The following is a 22722-nucleotide window of genomic DNA, read 5'->3' on the forward strand; positions in this document are numbered from 1 at the left end:
TCCTTTAGAAAGTGTTACTAATATTAAAACTGATGGTCTTCGTATCGTCATCTTCTTCTTTTTGCAATGGATACGCAAAACTAATCAGCATTGGACCCATTGGAGAGATCCACTGTAATGATAAACCGGTCGATACTCTAAAACGCATAGGATCTGAATAATCATCCAGCTTATTGCGTTGATCTACGAGTAAGTTTTGATAACGGTCTACGCTAAACTCTGTGTCCCATACGTTTGCAGCATCAACAAAAAAGCTGGTACGCACTGAACTTGTGTTTTCTTCATCTAAAAACGGCGTAGGAACGATTAACTCCATACCCGCCACCGCTTTGGCGTTACCACCAATTCGACCTTGTGGTATTAACTGGTCAAACTCCGACGCACTATTGATAGGACCTGAGGTAGAACCATCTGGGTTTAGTGTACCAGGAATCGTCGTTGCAATACGTGACACAGCTTGTGGCAATATTGTATTACGGTCAAAGCCACGTAGTTCCATTTCCGTAATACGGAAGAACTCTTGGAATGGAAGCGTTTGATCGTATCCATTTGTTGACCCATAACCATTACCATAACCGAGCGCCGCACGAGCCGAGAAAACCCAGCGATGGTCGTTAGATATTGGCCAATAAAAGCGTGAATCGTAATTAAGCTTGAAGTAAGTTAAATCTGAGTTTGGTGTAGTTCCCGTTAAATTTAACGTTTGGCGTGAACCCGCTGTCGGGAATAAACCACGGTTAACCGTTATACGTGACCAACCAACACTTAATTCATATTTGGTAAAGTCAAAGCCTGCGTCAGGGTTTTCAGGGTCAAAAAATGTCTCACGTAATACACGCGTTTGCTCGTACTCGGCAATATCTGACAGCTCTTCTTTTATCCAACGAACACCAAAATTAACCCGGTTGATTGCATCAATCGGAAAACCAATATTTGTACCTAAACCATAACTTTTTGATTTGTAATCTACAAGACTAAACTTACTTGCGTCGTAGTTTCGGTAAAAAATACTGCTGCCTTGTGAAACACCATCTGGTGTAAAATAAGGGTCGGTATACGATAAACTGACACTTTCAGAGCCAGTAGAAGTATTTAAATTTAAACCAATTTGGTTGCCTGTTCCTAAGAAGTTAGATTCAGTCACACCAATATTAAACTGTAGACCTAGGTATGAACCATAGGCAAGGCCCGCATTAAAGCTACCGGCAGATTGTTCTTTTACTGTGAAATCTACGTCAACTTGGTCGTCTACACCTGGCACGGGGACTACGTTAAAATCAACAGTTTCCATATAAGGTAAACGTTGAATTTGTAGCTTTGAACGCTCAAGGTTCTGGTTTGATAACCATGCACCTTCTAGCTGCGTCATTTCACGGCGCAATACTTCGTCAGCGGTGTTTTGGTTACCACCAACAATTATACGGCGAACATAAACACGCTTACCTGGGTTAACAGATAAAGTTAACTGAACTTCTTGCTTTTCGTCATCAATTTCTGGAATTGTGCGCACTTCAGCATTTGCATAACCAAAACGTGCTAAATAACTTTTAATGAACTCTTCTGAAGATGTTACAACAGAACCATTGTAAAGCTCACCAGCTCTGAGTGGGATAACGCTTTTAATTAAATCTTCACGACCGAGTAAGTCACCAATAAAATCAAAGCCTTTAACCTTGTATTTAACGCCTTCGGTAAGGTTGGCCGTAACATATACAGATTCACGCTCTGGGCTTACCGATACCTGCGTCGAATCAATATTAAAACGTAAGTAACCACGGTCTAAATAAAAGCTGCGGATTTTTTCTAAATCACCTTCAATGGTTTGTTTTTGGTAGCGATCGCTACCCATAAATTGCCACCAAGGTAAATCTTGCTGAGACTCAGCAAGTTTTAATAATTCTTCGTTAGAAAAAAGCTCGTTACCCACTAAGTTAATTTGGCGGATAGACGCGGCATCACCTTCATCAAACTCCAATTTAAGTTTTACGCGGTTACGTGGCAATTTAGTAACGCTGATATCAACCGTTGCATTGTATTTACCAATACTATGGAAAAACTCTACTAAGCCTTTTTCAATATTATCAATTACGGTTTTATCTAATGGTTCGCCTTGGCGAATATCTTGTTGATCAAGCGACTCGTTAAGTTGCTCATCTTTGATATCTTTATTGCCTTCAAACTCAATAAAGCTAATTGTTGGGCGCTCTGTTACTTTAAAAATAACGTTGTTGCCATCACGTAATGCTTTGATGTTGTCGAAGTGACCAGAACGATAAAGTGACTTTATTGTTTTTGAAATTGTGTAGTCATCTACATTATCGCCTACGTTAATAGGAATATGAGTCAATGCAGCACCAAGTGCTACGCGTTGTAAGCCTTCAACTTTCAAGTCTTCAACAATAAAGGAAGTTTGGCCTAGGGCGGCAAAGCTTGCACCCAATAAACTTGAAACTGCCAAATGTTTTTTTATAGCCATTTTATTATCTTTATCCTTTACAACTGTATTACCGCTTAACACCTAAAATACGGGTGCGTTACAATCGTGTTCTAATTAGTAAATGTTGCGCTGTAATTACAAACGCGATACATCATTGAACAAAGCGAAACATGTTAGAAAAATGAGTAGCAACGCTCCCACTTTAAAACCAAATTCTTGTGTCTTTTCAGAGACCGGCTTTTTACGAAAAAGTTCAATTATGTAATACATTAAGTGTCCACCATCAAGCACTGGCAGAGGTAATAAATTAAATACGCCCAAGTTAACGCTTATCAGGGCTAAAAAGCTTAAAAAAGCAACTAAACCATAGCTTACGCTAGTCCCTGCTCCCACTGCAATACCAACAGGACCACTTAAGTTTTTAACCGAAACCTGACCCGTAATTAAATTACCAATCATGTCAAAACTCAGCGTAATCAACCGCCAAGTTTCTTTTGTACCACGAACAATACTATCTAGCGGTCCAAAACTTCGGGATTGTACATACCCCTCTGGCCATTGCTGAACAACAGGTGCTACACCTAAAAAACCTTGTTCTATACCATTGTTGCCAACACGCCCTTGTGGGGTCACTGTTATGCTTTTTATACTATCTTGTCTTTTTACACTAAATTGTAAAGATTTGTTAGCCGATTGCGTAATTACATTAACTAATTGCGGCCAATTGCTTATAGTTTCACCGTTTACAGCCAAAATAGTATCGTTAACTTGCAAATTTGCTTGTTCCGCTGCCGAATTTTTAGTCACCGCTGCAACCGTTAATGTGGCTTGTGGCCTAAAGGGGACAATACCCAAAGAGGTTAGTGGAGGAACATCTTGTTGGTCGAGCTTCCAACCATCAATATTGAGCGTTTTGACTCGTGTTTGTAAGTTTTCATCGCGAACTGTAATCTCTACGCGCTCTTCACCTAATCGCGACATAAAAGCAAACGTCGCGTCTTGCCACGTGGTTATATTATCATCACCAATTTTAATAATGTGTTGGCTTGGCATCAGCCCGGCTTGCTCTGCTCGGCTCCCTTCAGTAATGCTGCCTACGACTGGTTTTACCGATTGCACACCCACCATGTACATCACCGCTAACGCAAAAATAGCAAACAAAAAATTTGCCATAGGCCCAGCTGCGACAATGGCAATACGTGCTTGTACTGACTTTGAGTTAAACGATAAATGTCGCTGATTTGGTGGAACATCGTCCACACGCTCATCAAGCATTTTGACATATCCACCTAGTGGAATAGCTGCTATGACATATTCTGTATTGTATTTATCGTGCCATTTAATTAAGGGCTTACCAAAACCAATAGAAAAGCGTAACACCTTAACACCCGCCTTTCGTGCTACCCAAAAATGGCCATACTCATGCACAGTAACTAAAATACCTAATGCCAAAATAAATGAGCCAAGATTCCAAATAAAATCAAACATACTAATGAGCCACTTTATTTATGAACTGAGTTGCGCTGAGACGTGCAAGCTCATCGCATTGCAATATTTCATCTAAACTCTGTACGTTGGTGTATTGAGCCGACTCTAAGGTTTGTGCATTAATTTTATAAATATCTGTAAAACCAATTTTACCTTTTAAAAACGCAGCAACAGCTATCTCATTTGCAGCATTAACGGTCGTTGTTGCCCCCTGCCCCGCCGAACATGCATCAATAGCAAGTTGCAAATTAGGGTAACGGGTAAAGTCAGGTTTGGTAAACGAAAAATCACAAATATCAGAAAAATTAAGCGATTTAACACCTGCGTCAATTCGTTTTGGGAACGCTAATGCATGAGCAATAGGCGTACGCATATCAGGGTTACCCATTTGCGCTAAAATTGAGCCATCATGATACTGAACCATTGAGTGAATAATGCTTTGAGGATGAATAACAACGTCAATATCATCGCTATTACAGTTAAATAGCCACTTGGCTTCAATAAACTCAAGGCCTTTGTTCATCATAGTTGCGGAGTCTACTGAGATTTTTTGACCCATAGACCAATTAGGATGAGCTACCGCTTCACTAACGGTCACATCTTTTAAGGTACGTATATCACGCGTTAAAAATGGACCGCCTGAACCGGTAAGTAAGATTTTACTGACACCATTATCTTGCAGGTTTTTATCGCTTTGAGCATTTTGTAGTGAGTGAGGTAGACACTGAAAAATAGCGTTATGTTCGCTGTCGATTGGCAGTAAAGTTGCTTTGTGCTTTTTAACTTTATCAATGAACAATTGGCCCGACATAACCAGCGATTCTTTATTCGCAAGCAACACTTTTTTACCTGCTTCAACCGCACTGAGTGTAGGTAACAAGCCTGCGGCTCCAACAATGGCAGACATAACTATATTTACATCAGGGTGCGCACATAAATCACTCATTGCCTGTTGTGAATGCATAATCAGTGTTTGGCACTCTGTACCCTTTAAATGCAATGACAGTTCTTCTGCTGCACTTTGTGTTGCCATGACAGCATAAAGGGGTGAATGCTTAATACAAAGCTCAGCCATTTTTTTTGCATTTTGACCCGCTGTTAAAGCAAATACATCAAACAAATCACTGTTTTTTGCTACAACATCAAGTGTACTTAAACCAATTGACCCCGTAGCACCTAAAATAACTAGCTGCTGCTTATGACTCATAAACTTAAAGTCCATGCATAACACATTACAAACATAGGTGCGGCTGCTGTTAAGCTGTCAATGCGATCTAAAATACCGCCATGCCCAGGTAAGCATTTGCCACTGTCTTTAAGGCCTGCTTCGCGTTTAAACATACTTTCAAGTAAATCGCCAATTGCTGAAAATAGCGCTATAAATGCCGTCATGATGGCGTAAATCGGCCATACGGCTAAATCCACGTCGGTAAAGTGACAAAACGCCATAACAAATAATACTGATGCAACAATACCACCGGCAAGGCCTTCAATTGTTTTATTTGGACTTACTTTTGGCATAAGCTTGTGTTTACCAAAACTTTTACCTGTAAAATACGCACCAATATCAGCGCTCCATACAATACCTAATACAACCAAAATCAGCATAGAGCCAAAGTGAGTAGATTCAAGGTATTGCGCACTACGAAGCGTATTGAGCGCAAGCCATAACGGCACTAAAGTCAGAAGCCCTGCAATGCCACGCATTACTAGCCCTTCATTCCACGCTTTTGCCATGGCTGGATAACGCCATACTAAGTAACTAGCAACAATCCACCATGCAAACGCCAAAGTAAATAAATAATTAGCATCGCCCACTAGCTGACCATTTTGCCAGAGCGACTCTATCGGCCAGTGTAAATTGAGCACAGCAAGTAAAGCTGCAACAAGCACAACAAAGGCGCCTCTTTTTATTTTGTCACATAGCCCCATAAAAGCTGACCACTCCCAAGCGCCCATTAAAACGATGGCGGCGGCAAAGTAACTAAATAACGTCAATGGTGTATAAAAAACCAAGGCGAGCGCTGCGGGTGCTAACACTAGCGAGGTTAAAATGCGTTGTTTTAACAAAATTGTGACCCTTAATCTATTTAGGTTTGAGCGAGTAATTGTTTTATTTGTTCGCCCGTACAACCAAATCGTCGCTCTCTGGCAACGTAACACGCAATGGCCTCAGCAAATGCTGCTTCATTAAAATCAGGCCAAAGTGTTTCGGTAAAGTAAAGTTCTGCGTATGCTGCTTGCCATAGTAAAAAGTTACTAATGCGAACATCGCCCCCCGTTCGAATAAGTAAATCGGGTTCAGGTTGATCGGCCATGCTCATATGCTGCGCAATACGCTCTTCAGTAATATCTTGTGCGTCTATGTCACCGCTTGCAACTTGCATTGCGAGTTGTTTAGCCGCGTTTGCCATATCCCAACGGCCACCATAATTGGCAGCCACATTTAAACACAACCCTGTGTTATTTTCTGTCAGTTGCTGCGCACTATGTACTTTGTTTTGCAACCCTTCAGAAAACCGAGATAGGTCTCCAATGATGGTTAGTTTTACATTGTTTTTGTGAAGCTTTTTAACCTCTTTTGTTAATACAAACAAAAAAAGCTCCATTAACGTATTTACTTCGTCTTCAGGGCGGCGCCAGTTTTCACTGCTAAATGCAAATAAGGTTAACGATTGTACGCCTAATTTAGTACAAAACTGAACAGATTGACGAACAGCGTCCACGCCTTTTTTGTGCCCATACACACGAGGCCTATTTCTAGCTTGCGCCCAACGCCCGTTCCCGTCCATGATGATAGCAACATGCTTAGGTAAACATTGTTGTGAAATTGTATCAGCGTTTAAAGCCATAAATATCGAGTATTCCATAAAAAAACGCCGCCTAGTATAACCCAGACGGCGTTTCAAAACTAATATATTTGTATACACTAGCTCAGCTTATTTAGCTGTTTAGATTTCCATCAATTCAGCTTCTTTCGCTGTTAATTGAGTGTCCATTTCTTTGATAAATTTATCTGTTAACTTTTGGATTGCATCTTCGCCTTGGCGCGCTTCGTCCTCAGAGATATCTTTATCTTTTAATAGTGCTTTAATATCACCATTAGCATCACGGCGAATATTACGAACAGCAACACGGCCGCCTTCAACTTCGCCACGTACAATTTTAATTAAATCTTTACGGCGCTCTTCTGTAAGTGGAGGAAGTGGCACACGAATAACTGTACCTGCCGACATAGGGTTTAAACCTAAGTCAGACGCCATAATCGCTTTTTCAACTGCTTGTGCTAATGACTTGTCAAAAACACCAATGGCAAGCGTACGTGAATCTTCAATTGTTACATTTGCAACTTGATTTAACGGTGTAGGAGCACCGTAGTAAGACACCATAATGCCATCTAAAATTGCAGGGTGAGCACGGCCAGTACGAATTTTAGAAAGTTGGCTACCTAGTGCTGTTACACTCTTTTGCATGCGCGCTTGCGCATCTTTTTGAATATCGTTAATCACGGTTCAATCCTAATTATTTGATTACTTCATCTGAGGCTTGTGAAGAGATAAGTGTTCCTTCTTCTTCACCCATAATTACGCGTTTTAACGCGCCTGATTTATTCATGTTAAATACGCTTAATGGCATATTGTGATCGCGGGCTAAAGTAAATGCCGCTAAATCCATAACTTTTAATTCTTTATCAATAATTTCATTGTAGCTTAAGTGACGGTAAAGTGTCGCTTCTGGGTTTTTCACAGGATCGTCACTGAACACGCCATCAACCTTTGTTGCTTTAATGACTGTATCAGCTTCAATCTCAATACCACGTAGACACGCAGCAGAATCTGTAGTGAAAAACGGGTTACCCGTACCCGCTGCAAAAATAACAACGCGGCCAGTTTTTAATAAGCTTATTGCTTCAGCCCAGTTGTATGCATCACATACGCCATTAAGTGGAATAGCAGACATTAATCGACAGTTTACAAAAGCACGATGCAGCGCATCACGCATTGCAAGGCCATTCATTACCGTTGCAAGCATACCCATGTGATCGCCTACTACACGGTTCATACCCGCTTCAGCTAATGACCCACCGCGTAAAAAATTACCGCCGCCAATAACTAAACCCACTTCTACGTCGAGCTCTACTAACTCTTTAATTTCTTGTGCCATACGGTCTAAAACTTTAGGGTCGATGCCGAAGCCTTCGTCTCCCATTAAAGCTTCACCACTTAATTTGAGAAGAACACGTCTAAAAATAGGTTTGCGATTGATAGTCATAGTTTTGGGGCCAACTTTTATTGAATTATGGATAAAAAATAACCGCGCTTATGTTAAACATAAAAGCGCGGTTATTTTAAAGAATTTCTAAGCGTGAAGCAAAAGCAAATAGTACTTTAATTGCATCTAATTTCCTTGTCCTTCACAGTTAGTCAATCTTACTCACCTTTAGCAGCAGCAATTTGAGCAGCAACTTCAGCAGCAAAATCTTCTTCTTTTTTCTCGATACCTTCACCAACTTCTACACGTACGAAGCCAGTAACTGTTGCGTTTTTCTCTTTAAGAACATCGCCAACAGATTTTTTAGGTTCCATGATGAATGCTTGACCAGTAAGAGAAACCTCACCAGTAAACTTCTTCATGCGACCAACAACCATTTTTTCAGCGATTTCAGCAGGCTTGCCTTCGTTCATCGCGATATCGATTTGAACTTGCTTCTCTTTTTCTACAACATCTGCAGGAACATCAGCAGGTGTTAAGTACTCAGGGCTTGAAGCAGCAACGTGCATTGCAACGTGCTTAAGTGTTTCTTCATCAGCAACACCAGCAACAACAACACCAATACGCTCACCGTGACGGTACTCAACTAGGTTTTCACCAGCGATGTACTGTAGACGACGTACGTTGATGTTTTCACCAATTTTAGTTACTAGCTCAACACGGTCTTCTTCAAACTTAGCTTGTAAGTCTTCGATAGAAATTGTTTCAGCGATTGCAGCGTCAGCAACTTTGTTAGCAAATGCTAAGAAGCTTACATCTTTTGCAACGAAGTCTGTTTGACAGTTAACTTCAACAAGTACCGCAACACCCGAATTTTGCTTGATGATGATAGTACCTTCAGCAGCAATGTTACCTGCTTTTTTAGCAGCCTTTGCAGCACCGCTCTTACGCATGTTTTCAATCGCTAACTCGATGTCACCATCAGTCTCAGTTAACGCTTTTTTACAATCCATCATGCCAGCGCCTGTACGCTCGCGTAATTCTTTAACTAGGGCAGTAGTTACAGCCATTAGTAAATCCTCAAATCTGAAATCTGGTTTAGATAAGCGGGTTACCCGCTCTACAAGAATAGCAAGTCTTCATCCTATTAAGATGAAGACTTGATGACAGCTAATTACTCAGCTTCAACGAAATCGTCATTCTCAGCTTGAGCAACGATGTTATTCTCGCGACCTTCAGTGATAGCAGCTGCAACAGCGCTAGTGTAAAGGGTTACAGCACGGATAGCATCATCGTTACCAGGAACGATGAAATCAACGCCGTCTGGATTAGAGTTAGTATCTACGATTGCAACAACTGGAATACCTAGGTTGTTAGCTTCACGGATAGCAATGTGCTCGTGGTCAGCATCGATAACAAAGATCGCGTCTGGAAGACCGCCCATGTTTTTGATACCACCAAGGCTCTTTTCAAGCTTTTCCATTTCGCGGTTAAGCATTAACGTTTCTTTCTTAGTTAATTTCTCGAAAGTACCGTCTTGGCTTTGGATTTCAAGGTCTTTAAGACGCTTGATTGATTGACGTACTGTTTTCCAGTTAGTCAACATGCCACCTAACCAGCGGTGGTTAACGTAAAACTGATCGCTTGCGATAGCAGCTTCTTTAACTGCGTCGCTTGCTGCGCGCTTAGTACCAACGAAAAGAACTTTACCTTTGTTTGCAGCAGCGCCACTTAAAAACTTAAGTGCGTTGTTGAACATTGGTACAGTTTGCTCAAGGTTGATGATATGTACACGGTTACGAGTGCCGAAGATGAAAGGCTTCATCTTAGGGTTCCAGTAACGTGCTTGGTGACCAAAGTGAACACCAGCTTGAAGCATGTCGCGCATTGAAACGTTTGCCATTTTATAGATCCTCTATAGTTGTTTAGGGTTAGGCCTCCACATATCCCATAGCACCAACACCGAAGTATTTAAACTTCTAATGCACCCAAGTGTATGTGACGATACGTGTGTGTGTTAAAATCAAATTGTGTTTGCCTTAAATACAAAAAATCATTTAAGAATTTATTTGTAAAAAGACGGCGCGCTTTATACCATATTAAAATTAAATACTCAACATCGCGTGCAAAAATTATGCAGCGATAAAATGTTAGAAACGCAACTTTGGAGCCTCAATGAGCGCTATTATCAAGACCCCTGAAGAAATAGAGAAAATGCGTGTAGCTGGGCGTTTAGCAGCAGACGTACTTGAAATGATCGGCCCACATGTCGTGCCGGGGATCACCACTGATGAGCTAAATACTATTTGTCATGATTATATTGTTAACGAGCAAAAAGCAGTCCCTGCTCCTTTAAACTATCATGGTTTTCCAAAATCAATTTGCACCTCTGTTAACCATGTAATTTGTCATGGTATTCCTAACGACAAACCGTTAAAAGAAGGTGACAGCGTAAATATCGACATCACTGTTATCAAAGATGGCTACCACGGCGATACATCTAAAATGTTTCACGTAGGTAAACCAAACATTCAAGGTAAGCGTTTGGCTGAAGTAACACAAGAAAGCTTATATCTTGCCATTAAAATGGTAAAGCCGGGTGTACGTTTAGGTGATATTGGCGAAGCAATTCAAAAATACGCCGAGAGCTTCAACTACTCAATAGTACGTGAATATTGCGGCCATGGTATTGGTAGCGAATTTCACGAAGAACCACAGGTTATGCATTACGGTAAAGCCGGTACCGGTGAAACATTAAAAGCGGGTATGTGTTTAACTATTGAGCCAATGGTTAATGCGGGCAAGCGCCAATGTAAACTACTTAAAGATGAGTGGACGGTTGTAACACGCGACCGCAGTTTGTCTGCACAGTGGGAACACACGTTATTAGTGACTGAAAATGGTGTTGAAATTTTAACGCTACGATCAGATGATACTATCGACAGGATTATCGAACACTAATAAACCTACGCAGTTGATAGTACGTTTATCAATGTGGAAGGTTCAATGAGGAGCCAGCCCACGTGGCATTACCCAACAAAGTAAAAAAGTTGCTTAGCGATGCTGAGCAACTAAGTGACTATCGCGATTGTTCCAGCTATTTTTACAAATGGTTGCATAACGAATTTTCAAAACAACCAGTTGGTAATTTAATTAATGCCCGGGCTGAGTTTATCGACCGCCTGTTGATCAAATTATTTCATGTTTATGATCTATCTCATGAGCCTGATTTAGCGCTGATTGCCGTAGGCGGTTACGGACGTGGTGAGCTTCACCCTTATTCAGATATCGACTTCTTACTGCTTGTAACAGAGCAACCAAGTGAAGCGGTATGTGAAAAAATAGGTCAATTTGTCACTATGCTGTGGGATCTTAACTTAGAGATTGGCCACAGCGTTCGTACAATTGATCAAGCAATAGAGCAAAAACGCGAAGACGTCACCTTTGCCACCAGCTTGCTCGAAAGCCGACTAATTTTTGGTAACCATATTGAGTTTGAAAAGCTTAAAAACTTTATACTCGAAACGCCAGTATGGGGCTCTAACGACTTTTTTGAAGCCAAAGTACAAGAGCAAAATCTGCGTCACCGTAAATGTCACGGAACAGCTTACAACTTAGAGCCAAACATAAAAGAAAACCCTGGTGGTCTTCGCGATTTACAAACTATTATTTGGGTAGCCAAAAAGCATTTTAGAGCCGAAACCCTCCAAGAGCTCATAAACCATGGCTACTTAACCCATGAAGAGTTTCAAGAGCTTTCAGAGTGTTTAGAAAACCTATGGAACATTCGCTTTGCCCTGCACTTAGCCGCAGGACGATCAGAAAACCGTTTACTATTTGATCACCAACCCCTTGCTGCAGAAATACTTGGCTTTGGTAGCGATGGTAAAGCGTCGGTTGAACGTATGATGAAGCGCTTATTTCGTATAATGAGCCGTGTACGCGAACTTAACCAAATGCTGCTTTCGTATTTTGAGCAAAGTATTTCGCCACTAAGCAGCGAAGCCGTTGTTGAAGTACTCGACAGAAATTTTGAGCGTGTTGGCCATCAAATTCGTGTTAAAGACCCATCTGTATTTTTTAGGCGCGATCAACTTTTTGTTCTGTTTGAGCACATTGCTGAAAATCCAGAAATTACCCATATTTACCCAAGCACTATACGCACTATTCGCCAAGTACGCCGTCGTTTGTTGGGTGACCTGCAAGATTACGCGGCCTGTCGTGAAGCCTTCTTACGCTTGGTAAAACACCCTAACGGTATGGGCCGCGCATTCACATTAATGCATAAGCACGGCATGCTGGCAGCATACTTACCGCAATGGCGTAATATTTTTGGGCAAATGCAGTTTGATTTATTTCATGCCTACACGGTAGACGAGCACACCCACAAATTAATCAATAATATTTACCAATACTTTGATAAAACGGGCGTGAGTGAGTTTCCAATTTGTAGTGAAATAGTCACTCGAATGGATAAACCCGAGCTTTTATATTTAGCCGGTATTTTTCATGATATTGCGAAAGGCCGTGGTGGCGATCACTCAGAGCTAGGGTCGGTCGATGCTATTGCATTTGCTAAGTTACATGGGTTCTCATCATCCGATGGCAAGCTTATCGCATGGCTTGTTGGTAATCACTTACTTATGTCGGTAACTGCACAAAGAAAAGACATAAACGACCCTACAGTAATCAAAGACTTTGCAACACGTGTAAAAACAGAGCGCCAACTCGATTACCTTTATTGTTTAACTGTGGCAGATATTCGTGCCACTAACGACAACCTATGGAACGATTGGAAAAACACCTTATTGCGCGAACTTTATTTGCACACACAACGTGCATTGCGTTTGGGCCTTGAAAACCCAATGGACCAACGCGACCAAATTCGTGATAAAAAGCACCAAGCAAAACAACGCCTGCTTAATTTAGGGTACCTTGAAGAAAAAATTGACTTAATTTGGAGCCGCTTTAAAGCAAACTACTTTACTGCATTTAGCGAGCAGCAAATATCGTGGCAAACCGAGCATTTAGTAAATAGCACCGATTTAAGTCAACCGAGTGTAATTGTGTCGAATGCGCCTATGCACGGCGGCACGCAAGTGTTTGTTTACAGTCCTTACTCGGGTGCCCTATTCGCCCGTTTAGTAAACATAATTGGTACTAAAAAGGCACAGATCCAACACGCACAAGTACTGACCACAAAAGACGGTTATGTACTGTTTAGCTTTGTTATTCTTGAAGTCAGCGGCGACCCTATCGCAAGTAGCCGCGCGCAATCGATTAAACGCGGCCTTGAGCAAGCACTTAATGACCCGCGTAAAAAAATTCGCTTTAAAAAGAGTCGCTCACAACGTTTTAAAGACTTTAATATCAAACCCAAAATTGTGCTGCGCCCACATGCTAGAAAAGATCGCAGCTTAATTGAAATACAAGCGGTTGATATACCCGGTCTACTAACCAAAATAGCCGAAGTTTTCCAAGCACATTTACTCCATATTCATGCAGCCCGCATAACAACGGTAGGTGAACGTGCAGAGGATTTCTTTGTCGTATCAAATAACGAATACCAAGCCCTGACTGATGAAGAACAAGCAAAAATTCATCAGGCATTACGTAAAAAATTCAACGCCGAAACAGAATAAGAGGACACACATGTCAGATTTAAAAACAATGATCGAAAACGCATGGGATAACCGCGACAGCATTAGCCCAAGCACTGTATCTAGCGATGTAAAACAAGCTATTATTGACGCGCTAGAACTACTTGATAGCGGTGCCGCGCGTGTTGCTGAAAAAATATCAGGCGAATGGGTTGTACACCAATGGCTTAAAAAAGCAGTTTTACTATCGTTTCGTATTCGCGACAACCAACCAATGAACGACGGCGTTAATCAGTTTTACGACAAAGTACCGCTTAAATTTAGCGACTACACGCCAGAGCAATTTCAGCAAGGCGGCATGCGCGTAGTGCCTAACGCAGTAGCACGTAAAGGCAGCTTTGTAGGTAAAAACGTCGTACTTATGCCCTCGTACGTAAACATTGGCGCATACGTTGACGAAGGCACCATGGTTGATACATGGGCCACTGTTGGCTCATGTGCACAAATTGGTAAGAACGTACACTTATCTGGCGGCGTTGGCATAGGCGGCGTTTTAGAGCCACTACAAGCTAACCCAACCATCATTGAAGACAATTGTTTTATTGGCGCACGTTCTGAAATTGTTGAAGGTGTAGTAGTAGAAGAAGGCGCTGTTATTTCAATGGGCGTTTATATCAGCCAAAGCACTCGTATTTACGACCGTGAAACCGGCGAAATTCACTACGGCCGCGTACCTGCAGGCGCAGTAGTTGTACCAGGTGCACTACCATCAAAAGATAGCACACACAGCCTTTACGCTGCAATCATTGTGAAAAAAGTAGATCAACAAACACGCGAAAAAGTAGGCATCAACGCCCTACTTCGCTCGATTGATGATTAAATAGAAAACAATGGCATTAGTATAAATTATTGATGAAAAAATAAGGCTCTGAACCTTTTTAGATTTAGAGCCTTACATTCTTTTAAAACGTTCGTTTATATACGTTAATTCCCAAAAGCTACATCTACCATTTTGAATAGTGATCTTCTGCTAAGCCCCACTGCCCGTTGAGTGTTATCACTTCATTAGGAAGCGTTATTTGACCGAAATAACGACCGATTTTTTGTGTGAAATTCGTGGCCACAATGAGTAAATTAGTTTTATCAAAACGTTGGCTTACAGGTTCAAAAGTAAGATTAATCAGGCCGTCGTTTGAGTGGAGTTCCCACTTGTCACAATCAATTTCGTTACCATAACGATTAAACTTAAAATCAACCATATCAATTTTGTATAGCTTTCCGTCAAGCCAAATAGCATTTTCAGTAAATCCTGTTTCAATTACACCTGCTGAAAGGTTTAATCCCAAGTAGCGCCCATCAGGTAATTTGCAGGCAAGGCTTGCCCAATTCCAAAATGTTTCACGACGCATATAGCCTGCACTCCAATCTACACAGGCCAATGCGTTCATATGGCTAAAATCGTAGCGGGTATTTTTTAATAGAAGCGTGCCAGAGCAATTTAGCGCGGCCGATTTTTGGGTGAAATGGAAACCAGCATAACCTGCTCGAGCACATACACTCAAAGGAAGGCAATTATCTGACTCGTTAATTATTGCATCAAGGATCAGCGTGGTACTTATTTTAACTGTTACCTTTCGTTCACCGGGTCTATCTGTGGTATTAACGTAAACGCTGTTATCACCCTTTTTAAAATAACTATTGCCAGAATTTGGCTGCGGCTCAATTAATGTGTTTTTAGAAAATAAATTTACAAAGCTGTGCTCTTCTAACTGCTCTGTTTTTAAATTGTAAACATAAACAAAACAGTTGCTGGCAATTTTTAAATCAACGATTGCAAGCCCAATAACTAATTCATCGCAAGTAATGCTTATAAACTGAAACTGGTTAAACTTAAATTTTTTTGCAAGTTTACCGCATGGCTTATCCATTGCGTTTCTTAAATCAAAATCTAAGTAATTAATATGCTCAATCCCCTGTGGGAATAAACCAAAGTTAGCCTGACCATCAGGGTTAATCAGCTGCAGTTTTTTTGGCATGTAACTTATCCTTTCATTTACAGCCTATATTATTCTCGGGCATAAAATAATCAACCTAAGAAGATAATTACATGGTAAATATTCGTTTTGTTATCCATATGCTTTTCTCGTAACAATTTTGATAATAAAAGGCGGTAGTTTACCAACACAAATAAAAAAGCACTTATAAAAATAAGTGCTTTTAGGTTTGCTCAATTAATTTTTAATTACAGCGCGTTAAATACATCGTCTGTTTTAGCTGCACAAATAAAATCGTTTTTGTGCAAGCCTTTAATTGAATGGCTCCACCACGTTACAGTTACTTTGCCCCACTCGGTTAATAAACCAGGATGGTGGCCTTCGTCTTCTGCCATGTCGCCTACTTTGTTAGTAAACGCGATGGCTTGTTTAAAGTTTTTAAATTTATAAACACGCTCTAGCTGCATAATGCCGTCGCGTACTTCTGGTACCCAGTCTGGTATTTTTGTAATAAGCTGTGCAAGCTCTTCGTCAGACACTTTTGGTGCATCTACGTGGCAAGCTTCGCATTTTTGTTCACTTAATGAAGACATTTTAAATCCTTACTTTAGCGTTTCTTTTAAATTAAAGTTAACTGGCTAATTTTTCTTTTGGTGGAAATTTTGGGTCATGCAAGCCAAGCTCTTTAGCTTGCTCAACCAAAGTCATAATATCCATTTGCGATATATCAAACAGATCATGAATCGAATTAATGGTGTAGTACTGCGGTTGCATAATATCAATGCGATAAGGCGTACGCAGCACATCAATTACGCTCATAGGCGTTATTTCTGGTGTATCTGAATACACATACTGCGTTTCACCCGGGCTTGATAAAATTCCGCCACCGTAAATACGCAGGCCGTTTTCGGTTTGCATTAAACCAAACTCAACGGTAAACCAGTACATGCGTGCAAGGTAAACACGATCTTTTTTCTGCGCTGCGTACCCTAATTGCCCGTATTTGTGTGTGAACTCGGCAAAATCAGGGTTTGTTAGCATGGCGCAGTGGCCAAATATTTCATGAAAAATATCTGGCTCTTGAAGATAGTCAAACTCTTCACGGCTTCGAATAAACGTGGCAACCGGAAACTGTTTATTTGCTAACAATCTAAAAAACTCATCAAAATCGATAAGTGCAGGCACAGGCGCTACTTGCCAACCGGTGGTGGCAAGAAGTACCTCGTTAAGCTCGCTTAGTTGCGGTATACGGTCGTGTGGAAGATTTATTTTTTTAAGTCCTTCCATATACTCATCGCAGGCCTTGCCCTCTATGCACGCAAGTTGGCGTGCTACAAGCTCAGACCAAATTTTATTTTCTTCATCACTCCAATGTATAACACCATTTTCGTCTGGTGTTTTGGATGTGTATTTACTTGCTTTAGCCATAAGTACCTTCTGGGTTGTGAGCCCTAAATCGGTGTCAGTGTGATACTCAAACCTATTGAATATCGAGTGACCCCATACTATGTAAAAGTGAAGAAAAGTTTAATAGACAAGCTAACATCTGTACTTGGCGCGATCACTTCATTCGTAAAGTTAAAATTACACATGTGACACATTAAAATTACAGCCATACATATAAAGGCTTTACACGAAGATTTATGTGTAAACAAATAAATACAGCTAAAGGGTTTGAGTAAACGCCTGGTCTAAATCACTAATAATGTCGTTAACATCTTCAAGCCCAACAGAGAGCCTGATCAACCCGTCACTGATACCCGCGGCGGCTCTCTCTTCTGGTGAATAAGGAGAATGGGTCATAGACGCAGGATGCTGAATCAGTGTTTCGGCATCGCCTAGGCTTACAGCAAGTGTACAAAGCTTCATGCTATCAATAAATTGCGCACCTTGTTGTAAAGTACCTTTTATTTCAAACGCAATCACGCCACCTGCAGCTTTCATTTGATTACCAATAAATTTATTTCCTGGATGTGATTTAAGGCCGGGGTAATAAACAATATTAACTTGATGATGCGCCTCTAGGTATTCAGCCACTGTTTGTGCACTCTGACAGTGACGCTCCATGCGTATGGCTAAGGTTTTTAATCCGCGATTTATAAGCCATGCGTCGTGTGGGCTTATGGTTGCACCAATGTCTTTTAGTACGGTCATTTTTATCAAGGTAATATGCTCAAGCGATCCACACACAAGTCCTGCCACCACATCGCCATGGCCATTTATGTATTTGGTTGCACTGTGCATAATGATATCAATGCCATATTGTTTTGGTGATTGCAGCAATGGCGTTAAAAAGGTGTTGTCTACCACGCTAATTAAGCTGTGCTGTTTAGCAATAGCGCCAATAAGTGCTAAATCAATCACAGCCATTGTTGGGTTTATTGGTGTTTCTACAAATATCATTTTGGAATTAGGTTTAATGGCAGCGCGTAGTTCGTCCTCGCAGGTCATATCAACAAACGTAACTTCAATTCCCCAGCGCGGCAACATGTGTGCAAAAAACGCGAACGTACAACCATATAATGCACTTGATGCTACAAGATGGTCGCCCTGTGATAAAAAGCTCAATACCGATGCCGATACAGCACCCATGCCAGTAGCCGTTGCCGCAGCGGCTTCGCAGCCCTCTAGCTGTGCTATCTTTTGTTCAAGTTCGGTGGTGGTTGGATTGCCTAGGCGGGTATAAATATAACCTGGCTCTTCGCCTGCAAAACGTGCGGCACCTTGTGCTGCATTTTCAAAATGAAAGGTTGAGGTTTGATACAAAGGCGACGTAAGTGCGCCATGCGGATCGTTTGCTTTTTGCGGGCCATGGATACATTGTGTATGAAGATGATGCTTGGTCATTATCTTTGTGCTCATTTTTATTATGTGTTGTTAGTGACATAGATAAAAACGTACCACAGTTTAAATCACAAGCATGCCGGATGCTCAGATGGCTATTTGTGCAAAGTTTACCCACTTACCTGTACACAAATATTTCCATGTTATTGTGTGGGCTCTGTTTTCCCTCGTTTTAAAATTTTACCTGCAATGCTCTGAACGGTCCCTTTCAACAGGCTGCGCTTGTGTTCTAGTTTTGGCAGTGGGCGACTTAACTCCATTGCTTTATAGCCAATTCGCGCTGTAAAAATACCGGCGCTAACACCTTGCGCTGCTCGTCCTGAAAGCTTACCAAGCAATTCTGCACTGAGCGCAGTGGCTGCTAAATCAGAGACAAGCTCTGCACTGCCTACAAACATAACTTGTTTTATAAGCATACGGTAAAGCTTAATGCGGCTTGCGTAACCAAAACCAATGCCATAAATTTTACCTATTTGCTCAATTAACTTAGTACCACGCCAAAGCACAGCCATCATATCCACTAGCGCAATGGGGCTCAGTGCAACTAATAAAGCTGACTCTGTTGCAAAACGGTTTATAAGCTTTTTAGCTTGCGTGTCTTGCGTTATAAGCAAGCTATTTGCGTAAAGCGTCATTATTTCTTTATCACTGTGATGCTGTGCAACTTGCTTTTTAAAGCTGTCAAAATTATTAAGCTTTTGGTGCTTGTTTAGTTTTTCAAGCCAAGGCAATGCGCCGCCTACTTGCTCGCTATTTAAAAGTCTGTCGGCTTCGTGGCGGTGTAACTGATTGCGCTTAAGGCTGCGCAACATTCTATATTCGCGCCATAACATGCGCCCAATAAGAAGCACACCACTTACCACTGCGGTTAAATACACACCGCCTAAAACAACCGACTGTTGAAATGCAAACACTAATGAATAAGCAAATTCAAGTAACACCAGTACTAAAAAGCTTATGGCAAACACACCTTTAAGCGTTTGCCATTTTGACTTTTTATATACTGGCTCTAGGTCTATTTCATCATCTATAAACTCTTCATCAGGCTCTTCAATGTATTCACTTTGACCCTGAGTAATTATTTTTGCAGGAGCAAGCGTAGGCTCAACTTGCTCATCTGCTTGGGTATCAATTCGCCTACCTGCTTGAAAAGTTTGCTGTGTGTCGCTCATGATAATTTGTCTCCTAATAGATACTGCATCACATGATCAAGGCGAATATGTTTAAGTTGCTTGTCGGGGGTTGGCATAGGCGCAAACGACAAAAACTCAAACCCCTGCACTGGCCACTCATTTTTATTAAGCATGCGGTTAGGTGGTTGTGGGGGTAAGTAGGTTAGCCAATCTTGCTCGTTAAGTGGCTTGCCGTAAATACACTCTAGCGTTTGGCCTTTATCGGTAACTTGGCGCGGCTGCGTTGCAGTAATTGACGCCATAGCCATGGTTTCTATTTGTACGCCATCAAATTTTAAATAGTTAGTTTGCTCATGCACTAGCGAATCAAGTAGAAGTGCTAAGTCTTTGTGGTGCTTTGCACTTATGTGATCTGACTTGTTGGCAGCAAAGAGTATTTTATCTATGTTGGGTTTAAATAAGCGCTTAAAAAATCCCGACTCGCCGTAATTAAAGTGTGCGAGCAATTGGTTGATTACGCTACTTTGCTCTTGGAGTGTTTCGTGACCTTCGTTTAAAGCACTTAAAACATCAACTAACACTATTTGGCGGTCAAAATGTTTAAAGTGCTCGTTATAAAAAGGCTTAACCACTTCTTTTACATAGGCGTTAAAACGCTTAATGAGATGCTCTAAATTAGACCCCGCAATAATATCATCGCTATTAACCTGCTTAAAATTAACAGGGAAAAACAATAATAGCGGCGCACCTTTTAAATCACCAGGCATTAGCATTCGCCCAGGTTGTAACATAGCTAGTTTAGTGTCTTTTTTGAGACCCACTAGCATATGTTGATAAAGTTCAGCAATTTGCGCAAGTACGCTCTCATCCACAGGTGCGTTTAAATCAAGCTGATCAAGCGCATTTAAAAATTCACTAGAGGTGTTCACACGCGGGTGCTGTAATAACAGCGGGTATTGCTGCTCGCACCACTGGCTATAGCTTTGCTCAAGCATAGGTAAATCAAGTAACCATTCACCTGGGTAGTCAATAATGTCTAAATACAGAGTAGATTGTGGTGAAAAGTGCCCACGCAACCCTGAAGCACTTTGGTATTTTATTGCCAAACGCAAGGTGTTAATACGCTCAGTTGATGCAGGCCATGTAGGCATCCCATCACTTGGGAGTAAAGCATTGAGTGCTCGCGGATAGTCAAAGGTTGGGACCTTTAACGCCTCTTGCGGTACAACTTTAGTGGCAATGTGGCGGTGCTCTCGCATTACATCAAAAAAAGGGAGGTTTTTATCGTTAGCCTGTGTAGTTAACTGCTTGACTAGAGCTGTAATAAAGGCGGTTTTACCGCTACCGCTTAACCCAGTTACAGCCAATTTTACATGCTGATCTAAACTACGGTGAAGGGCTTTTTGGGCATTGCCTTTAATACTTTTAAAGGTCTTTTTAGCAAATGACGTACGACTCATAATGGGCTAGCACTTCATTGATGCTTAATCACCGAACAAAGTGCTATTAAATCCTTTAAAGTTTGTTGATTTCACGGCTTACCGTAAACTCGCTTGAGGTAACATGGCGTTCCATATCCTGAAGGCGTGTATCTACTCGCGCTAAACGCTCTTTTAAATCTTGTAAAGCGCGGCGCGGTGGCTCACCCTTTTGCCATACTTTAAATTTTACCTCTAACGGATCGTCAGCTTTTGTTGAGCTGCTCGCATGTGCAGTCGTTGGCTCTTTTTTGTCTAATATAAACCACGCTGCAATGTACGCTACCACAAACAATGGGCCACCTGCTAGCAGTACCGCACTAACAAATATAATGCGAACTAACCATAACTCCATATTAAAGTAGTCACTTAATCCCGCACATACTCCGGCTATTTTACCGCGTTGTGGGTCTCTTAATAATTCGCGTTTGGAATTCATACTTTGCGTCTCCATTGTGGTGACTCTTGGTCTAGCAATGCTTCAAGTGTTTCGACTCTATCAGCCATACGTTCAGCTTTGTGTGCTAGTTCTAATAACTGGCGATGTTCGTGTTCACTTAACCCTTGGCTTACTTGTTTTTTGCTACGGTAGTGTAAAATTAACCACAGTGGCGCAACAAAAATCATAAACAAGATAAATGGTGCAACTAGTATCTCTGGATCAAACATAACCCTCTCCTGACAATCCGTTCAAATTTGTTAAGCAGTGGGGCACATTACATGCCCCTGCGTAAATTACTTATCAGCAAGCTTCTTTTTAAGTTCAGCTAGCTCATCATCAATTTTTTCATTTTTTTGTAAATCAGCAATTTCGTCTGCTAACGTTTGCTTACCTAAATCGTAAGACTCTATTTGAGATTCTAGTCCATCAATTTTAGTTTCGTAACGTTCAAAGCGATTAAGTGCATCTTCTACCTTGGAGCTATCAAGTGCTTTTTTCACTTCTAGGCGCGACTCAGCTGAACGCTGACGAAGAATTATTGCCTTTTGACGTGATTTAGCATCAGCTAACTTTTCTTGTAACGTGGTCACTTCTTGCTGAAGCTTCTCAATATGAGACTCTACATGCTCAAGTTCACCTTCAACAGCCGTCACTGCATCTGCCGACTTTTGCTTTTCGAGCAATGCTGAACGAGCTAAATCTTCGCGGTCTTTACTAAGTGCTAACTCAGCTTTTTCTTGCCAGTCACTTACTTGAACTTTAAGTGTATCTAGGCGGCGAACAATTTCTTTTTTCTCTGCCAGAGTTTTAGCTGACGTAGAACGAACCTCTACTAGTGTATCTTCCATTTCTTGGATAATCAGACGCACCATTTTTTCTGGGTCTTCTGCTTTATCTAAAATGGCATTGATATTAGAATTAACAATATCTGCAAAACGTGAAAAAATTCCCATAACATTTACCTCTGTAATTAAAACTTAGTTAGTCTGCTTTAACTAGTATCAATATGCTTGCCAACTTTTTAAAAACTAAAATACACTTTATTTTCATTAAGTTAAACTAAATATACAAATTACTTTAGTTATTCATAATTA

21 protein-coding genes are annotated in these 22722 nt (G+C 41.1%); 3 read left to right on the forward strand and 18 right to left on the reverse strand.

The features are described 5' to 3' along the window. Positions 1-4: 4 nt before the first annotated feature. The 9 genes from bamA to rpsB all read right to left on the reverse strand — a co-directional run bounded on the left by bamA (position 5) and on the right by rpsB (position 10040). Positions 5-2476, reverse strand: a complete 2472-nt coding sequence (bamA, locus tag RF53_RS14730; RefSeq protein ID WP_010557176.1) for an outer membrane protein assembly factor BamA — start codon at positions 2474-2476, stop codon at positions 5-7. 96 nt (positions 2477-2572) lie between these two features. Then, positions 2573-3925, reverse strand: coding sequence for a sigma E protease regulator RseP (rseP, locus tag RF53_RS14735; protein ID WP_039038118.1), 1353 nt, complete (start codon positions 3923-3925; stop codon positions 2573-2575). Between the two features lies 1 nt (position 3926). Then, a complete protein-coding gene (ispC, locus tag RF53_RS14740; protein WP_039038146.1) occupies positions 3927-5132 on the reverse strand; it encodes a 1-deoxy-D-xylulose-5-phosphate reductoisomerase in 1206 nt (401 codons plus the stop codon). Then, entirely contained in the window at positions 5129-5995 is an 867-nt protein-coding gene (locus tag RF53_RS14745) for a phosphatidate cytidylyltransferase (protein WP_006793631.1), read from the reverse strand. The genes ispC and RF53_RS14745 overlap by 4 nt, the downstream gene beginning before the upstream one ends. Before the next feature lie 20 nt (positions 5996-6015). After that, positions 6016-6795 (reverse strand): isoprenyl transferase, encoded by a 780-nt coding sequence (locus RF53_RS14750; RefSeq protein ID WP_008126663.1) that lies wholly within the window; start codon positions 6793-6795, stop codon positions 6016-6018. An 81-nt stretch (positions 6796-6876) separates the two neighbouring features. After that, positions 6877-7398 carry a ribosome recycling factor gene (gene frr / locus RF53_RS14755; protein ID WP_282447153.1) on the reverse strand — a complete coding sequence of 174 codons (522 nt, stop codon included), beginning with the start codon at positions 7396-7398 and terminating at the stop codon, positions 6877-6879. A 49-nt stretch (positions 7399-7447) separates the two neighbouring features. After that, complete coding sequence (gene pyrH / locus RF53_RS14760; RefSeq protein ID WP_006793634.1) at positions 7448-8197, reverse strand: UMP kinase; 750 nt, start codon at positions 8195-8197, stop codon at positions 7448-7450. A gap of 158 nt (positions 8198-8355) precedes the next feature. After that, positions 8356-9207 (reverse strand): translation elongation factor Ts, encoded by an 852-nt coding sequence (gene tsf / locus RF53_RS14765; protein WP_039038119.1) that lies wholly within the window; start codon positions 9205-9207, stop codon positions 8356-8358. 104 nt (positions 9208-9311) lie between these two features. Then, on the reverse strand, positions 9312-10040 hold the full coding sequence (gene rpsB, locus RF53_RS14770; protein ID WP_006793636.1) for a 30S ribosomal protein S2: 729 nt from the start codon (positions 10038-10040) through the stop codon (positions 9312-9314). Between the two features lie 272 nt (positions 10041-10312). Here rpsB and map point away from each other — a divergent pair, with 272 nt between their 5' ends. The 3 genes from map (at position 10313) to dapD (ending at position 14617) form a co-directional block, all read left to right on the forward strand. After that, entirely contained in the window at positions 10313-11098 is a 786-nt protein-coding gene (gene map, locus RF53_RS14775) for a type I methionyl aminopeptidase (protein WP_006793637.1), read from the forward strand. Between the two features lie 62 nt (positions 11099-11160). After that, positions 11161-13779 carry a [protein-PII] uridylyltransferase gene (gene glnD / locus RF53_RS14780; RefSeq protein WP_010557179.1) on the forward strand — a complete coding sequence of 873 codons (2619 nt, stop codon included), beginning with the start codon at positions 11161-11163 and terminating at the stop codon, positions 13777-13779. Between the two features lie 10 nt (positions 13780-13789). Next, positions 13790-14617, forward strand: coding sequence for a 2,3,4,5-tetrahydropyridine-2,6-dicarboxylate N-succinyltransferase (gene dapD / locus RF53_RS14785; RefSeq protein ID WP_039038120.1), 828 nt, complete (start codon positions 13790-13792; stop codon positions 14615-14617). Positions 14618-14741: 124 nt separating this feature from the next. Here the strand turns inward: dapD and RF53_RS14790 are convergent, their stop codons facing one another. The 9 genes from RF53_RS14790 to pspA all read right to left on the reverse strand — a co-directional run bounded on the left by RF53_RS14790 (position 14742) and on the right by pspA (position 22581). Further along, positions 14742-15773, reverse strand: coding sequence for a DUF2804 domain-containing protein (locus RF53_RS14790; protein ID WP_039038121.1), 1032 nt, complete (start codon positions 15771-15773; stop codon positions 14742-14744). 206 nt (positions 15774-15979) lie between these two features. After that, the gene (locus tag RF53_RS14795) at positions 15980-16324 is read right to left on the reverse strand and encodes a 4a-hydroxytetrahydrobiopterin dehydratase (RefSeq protein WP_006793641.1); all 345 of its coding nucleotides are present in this window, start codon (positions 16322-16324) and stop codon (positions 15980-15982) included. 37 nt (positions 16325-16361) lie between these two features. Further along, on the reverse strand, positions 16362-17159 hold the full coding sequence (gene phhA, locus RF53_RS14800) for a phenylalanine 4-monooxygenase (protein WP_008126648.1): 798 nt from the start codon (positions 17157-17159) through the stop codon (positions 16362-16364). Positions 17160-17396: 237 nt separating this feature from the next. Further along, positions 17397-18578, reverse strand: coding sequence for a methionine gamma-lyase (gene megL / locus RF53_RS14805; RefSeq protein WP_039038122.1), 1182 nt, complete (start codon positions 18576-18578; stop codon positions 17397-17399). 140 nt (positions 18579-18718) lie between these two features. Then, positions 18719-19747, reverse strand: coding sequence for a TIGR01620 family protein (locus RF53_RS14810; RefSeq protein WP_039038123.1), 1029 nt, complete (start codon positions 19745-19747; stop codon positions 18719-18721). Continuing rightward, positions 19744-21168, reverse strand: a complete 1425-nt coding sequence (locus RF53_RS14815) for a YcjX family protein (protein ID WP_039038124.1) — start codon at positions 21166-21168, stop codon at positions 19744-19746. The genes RF53_RS14810 and RF53_RS14815 overlap by 4 nt, the downstream gene beginning before the upstream one ends. A 55-nt stretch (positions 21169-21223) precedes the next feature. Beyond that, positions 21224-21625, reverse strand: a complete 402-nt coding sequence (gene pspC, locus RF53_RS14820) for an envelope stress response membrane protein PspC (RefSeq protein ID WP_039038125.1) — start codon at positions 21623-21625, stop codon at positions 21224-21226. Beyond that, positions 21622-21855, reverse strand: a complete 234-nt coding sequence (gene pspB, locus RF53_RS14825) for an envelope stress response membrane protein PspB (RefSeq protein ID WP_006793647.1) — start codon at positions 21853-21855, stop codon at positions 21622-21624. Before pspB ends, pspC begins: the two co-directional genes overlap by 4 nt. Before the next feature lie 66 nt (positions 21856-21921). Continuing rightward, positions 21922-22581, reverse strand: coding sequence for a phage shock protein PspA (pspA, locus tag RF53_RS14830; RefSeq protein WP_006793648.1), 660 nt, complete (start codon positions 22579-22581; stop codon positions 21922-21924). Between the last annotated feature and the right edge of the window lie 141 nt (positions 22582-22722).

Source organism: Pseudoalteromonas sp. ECSMB14103 (genome assembly GCF_000813065.1).
GTDB lineage: Bacteria > Pseudomonadota > Gammaproteobacteria > Enterobacterales > Alteromonadaceae > Pseudoalteromonas > Pseudoalteromonas marina.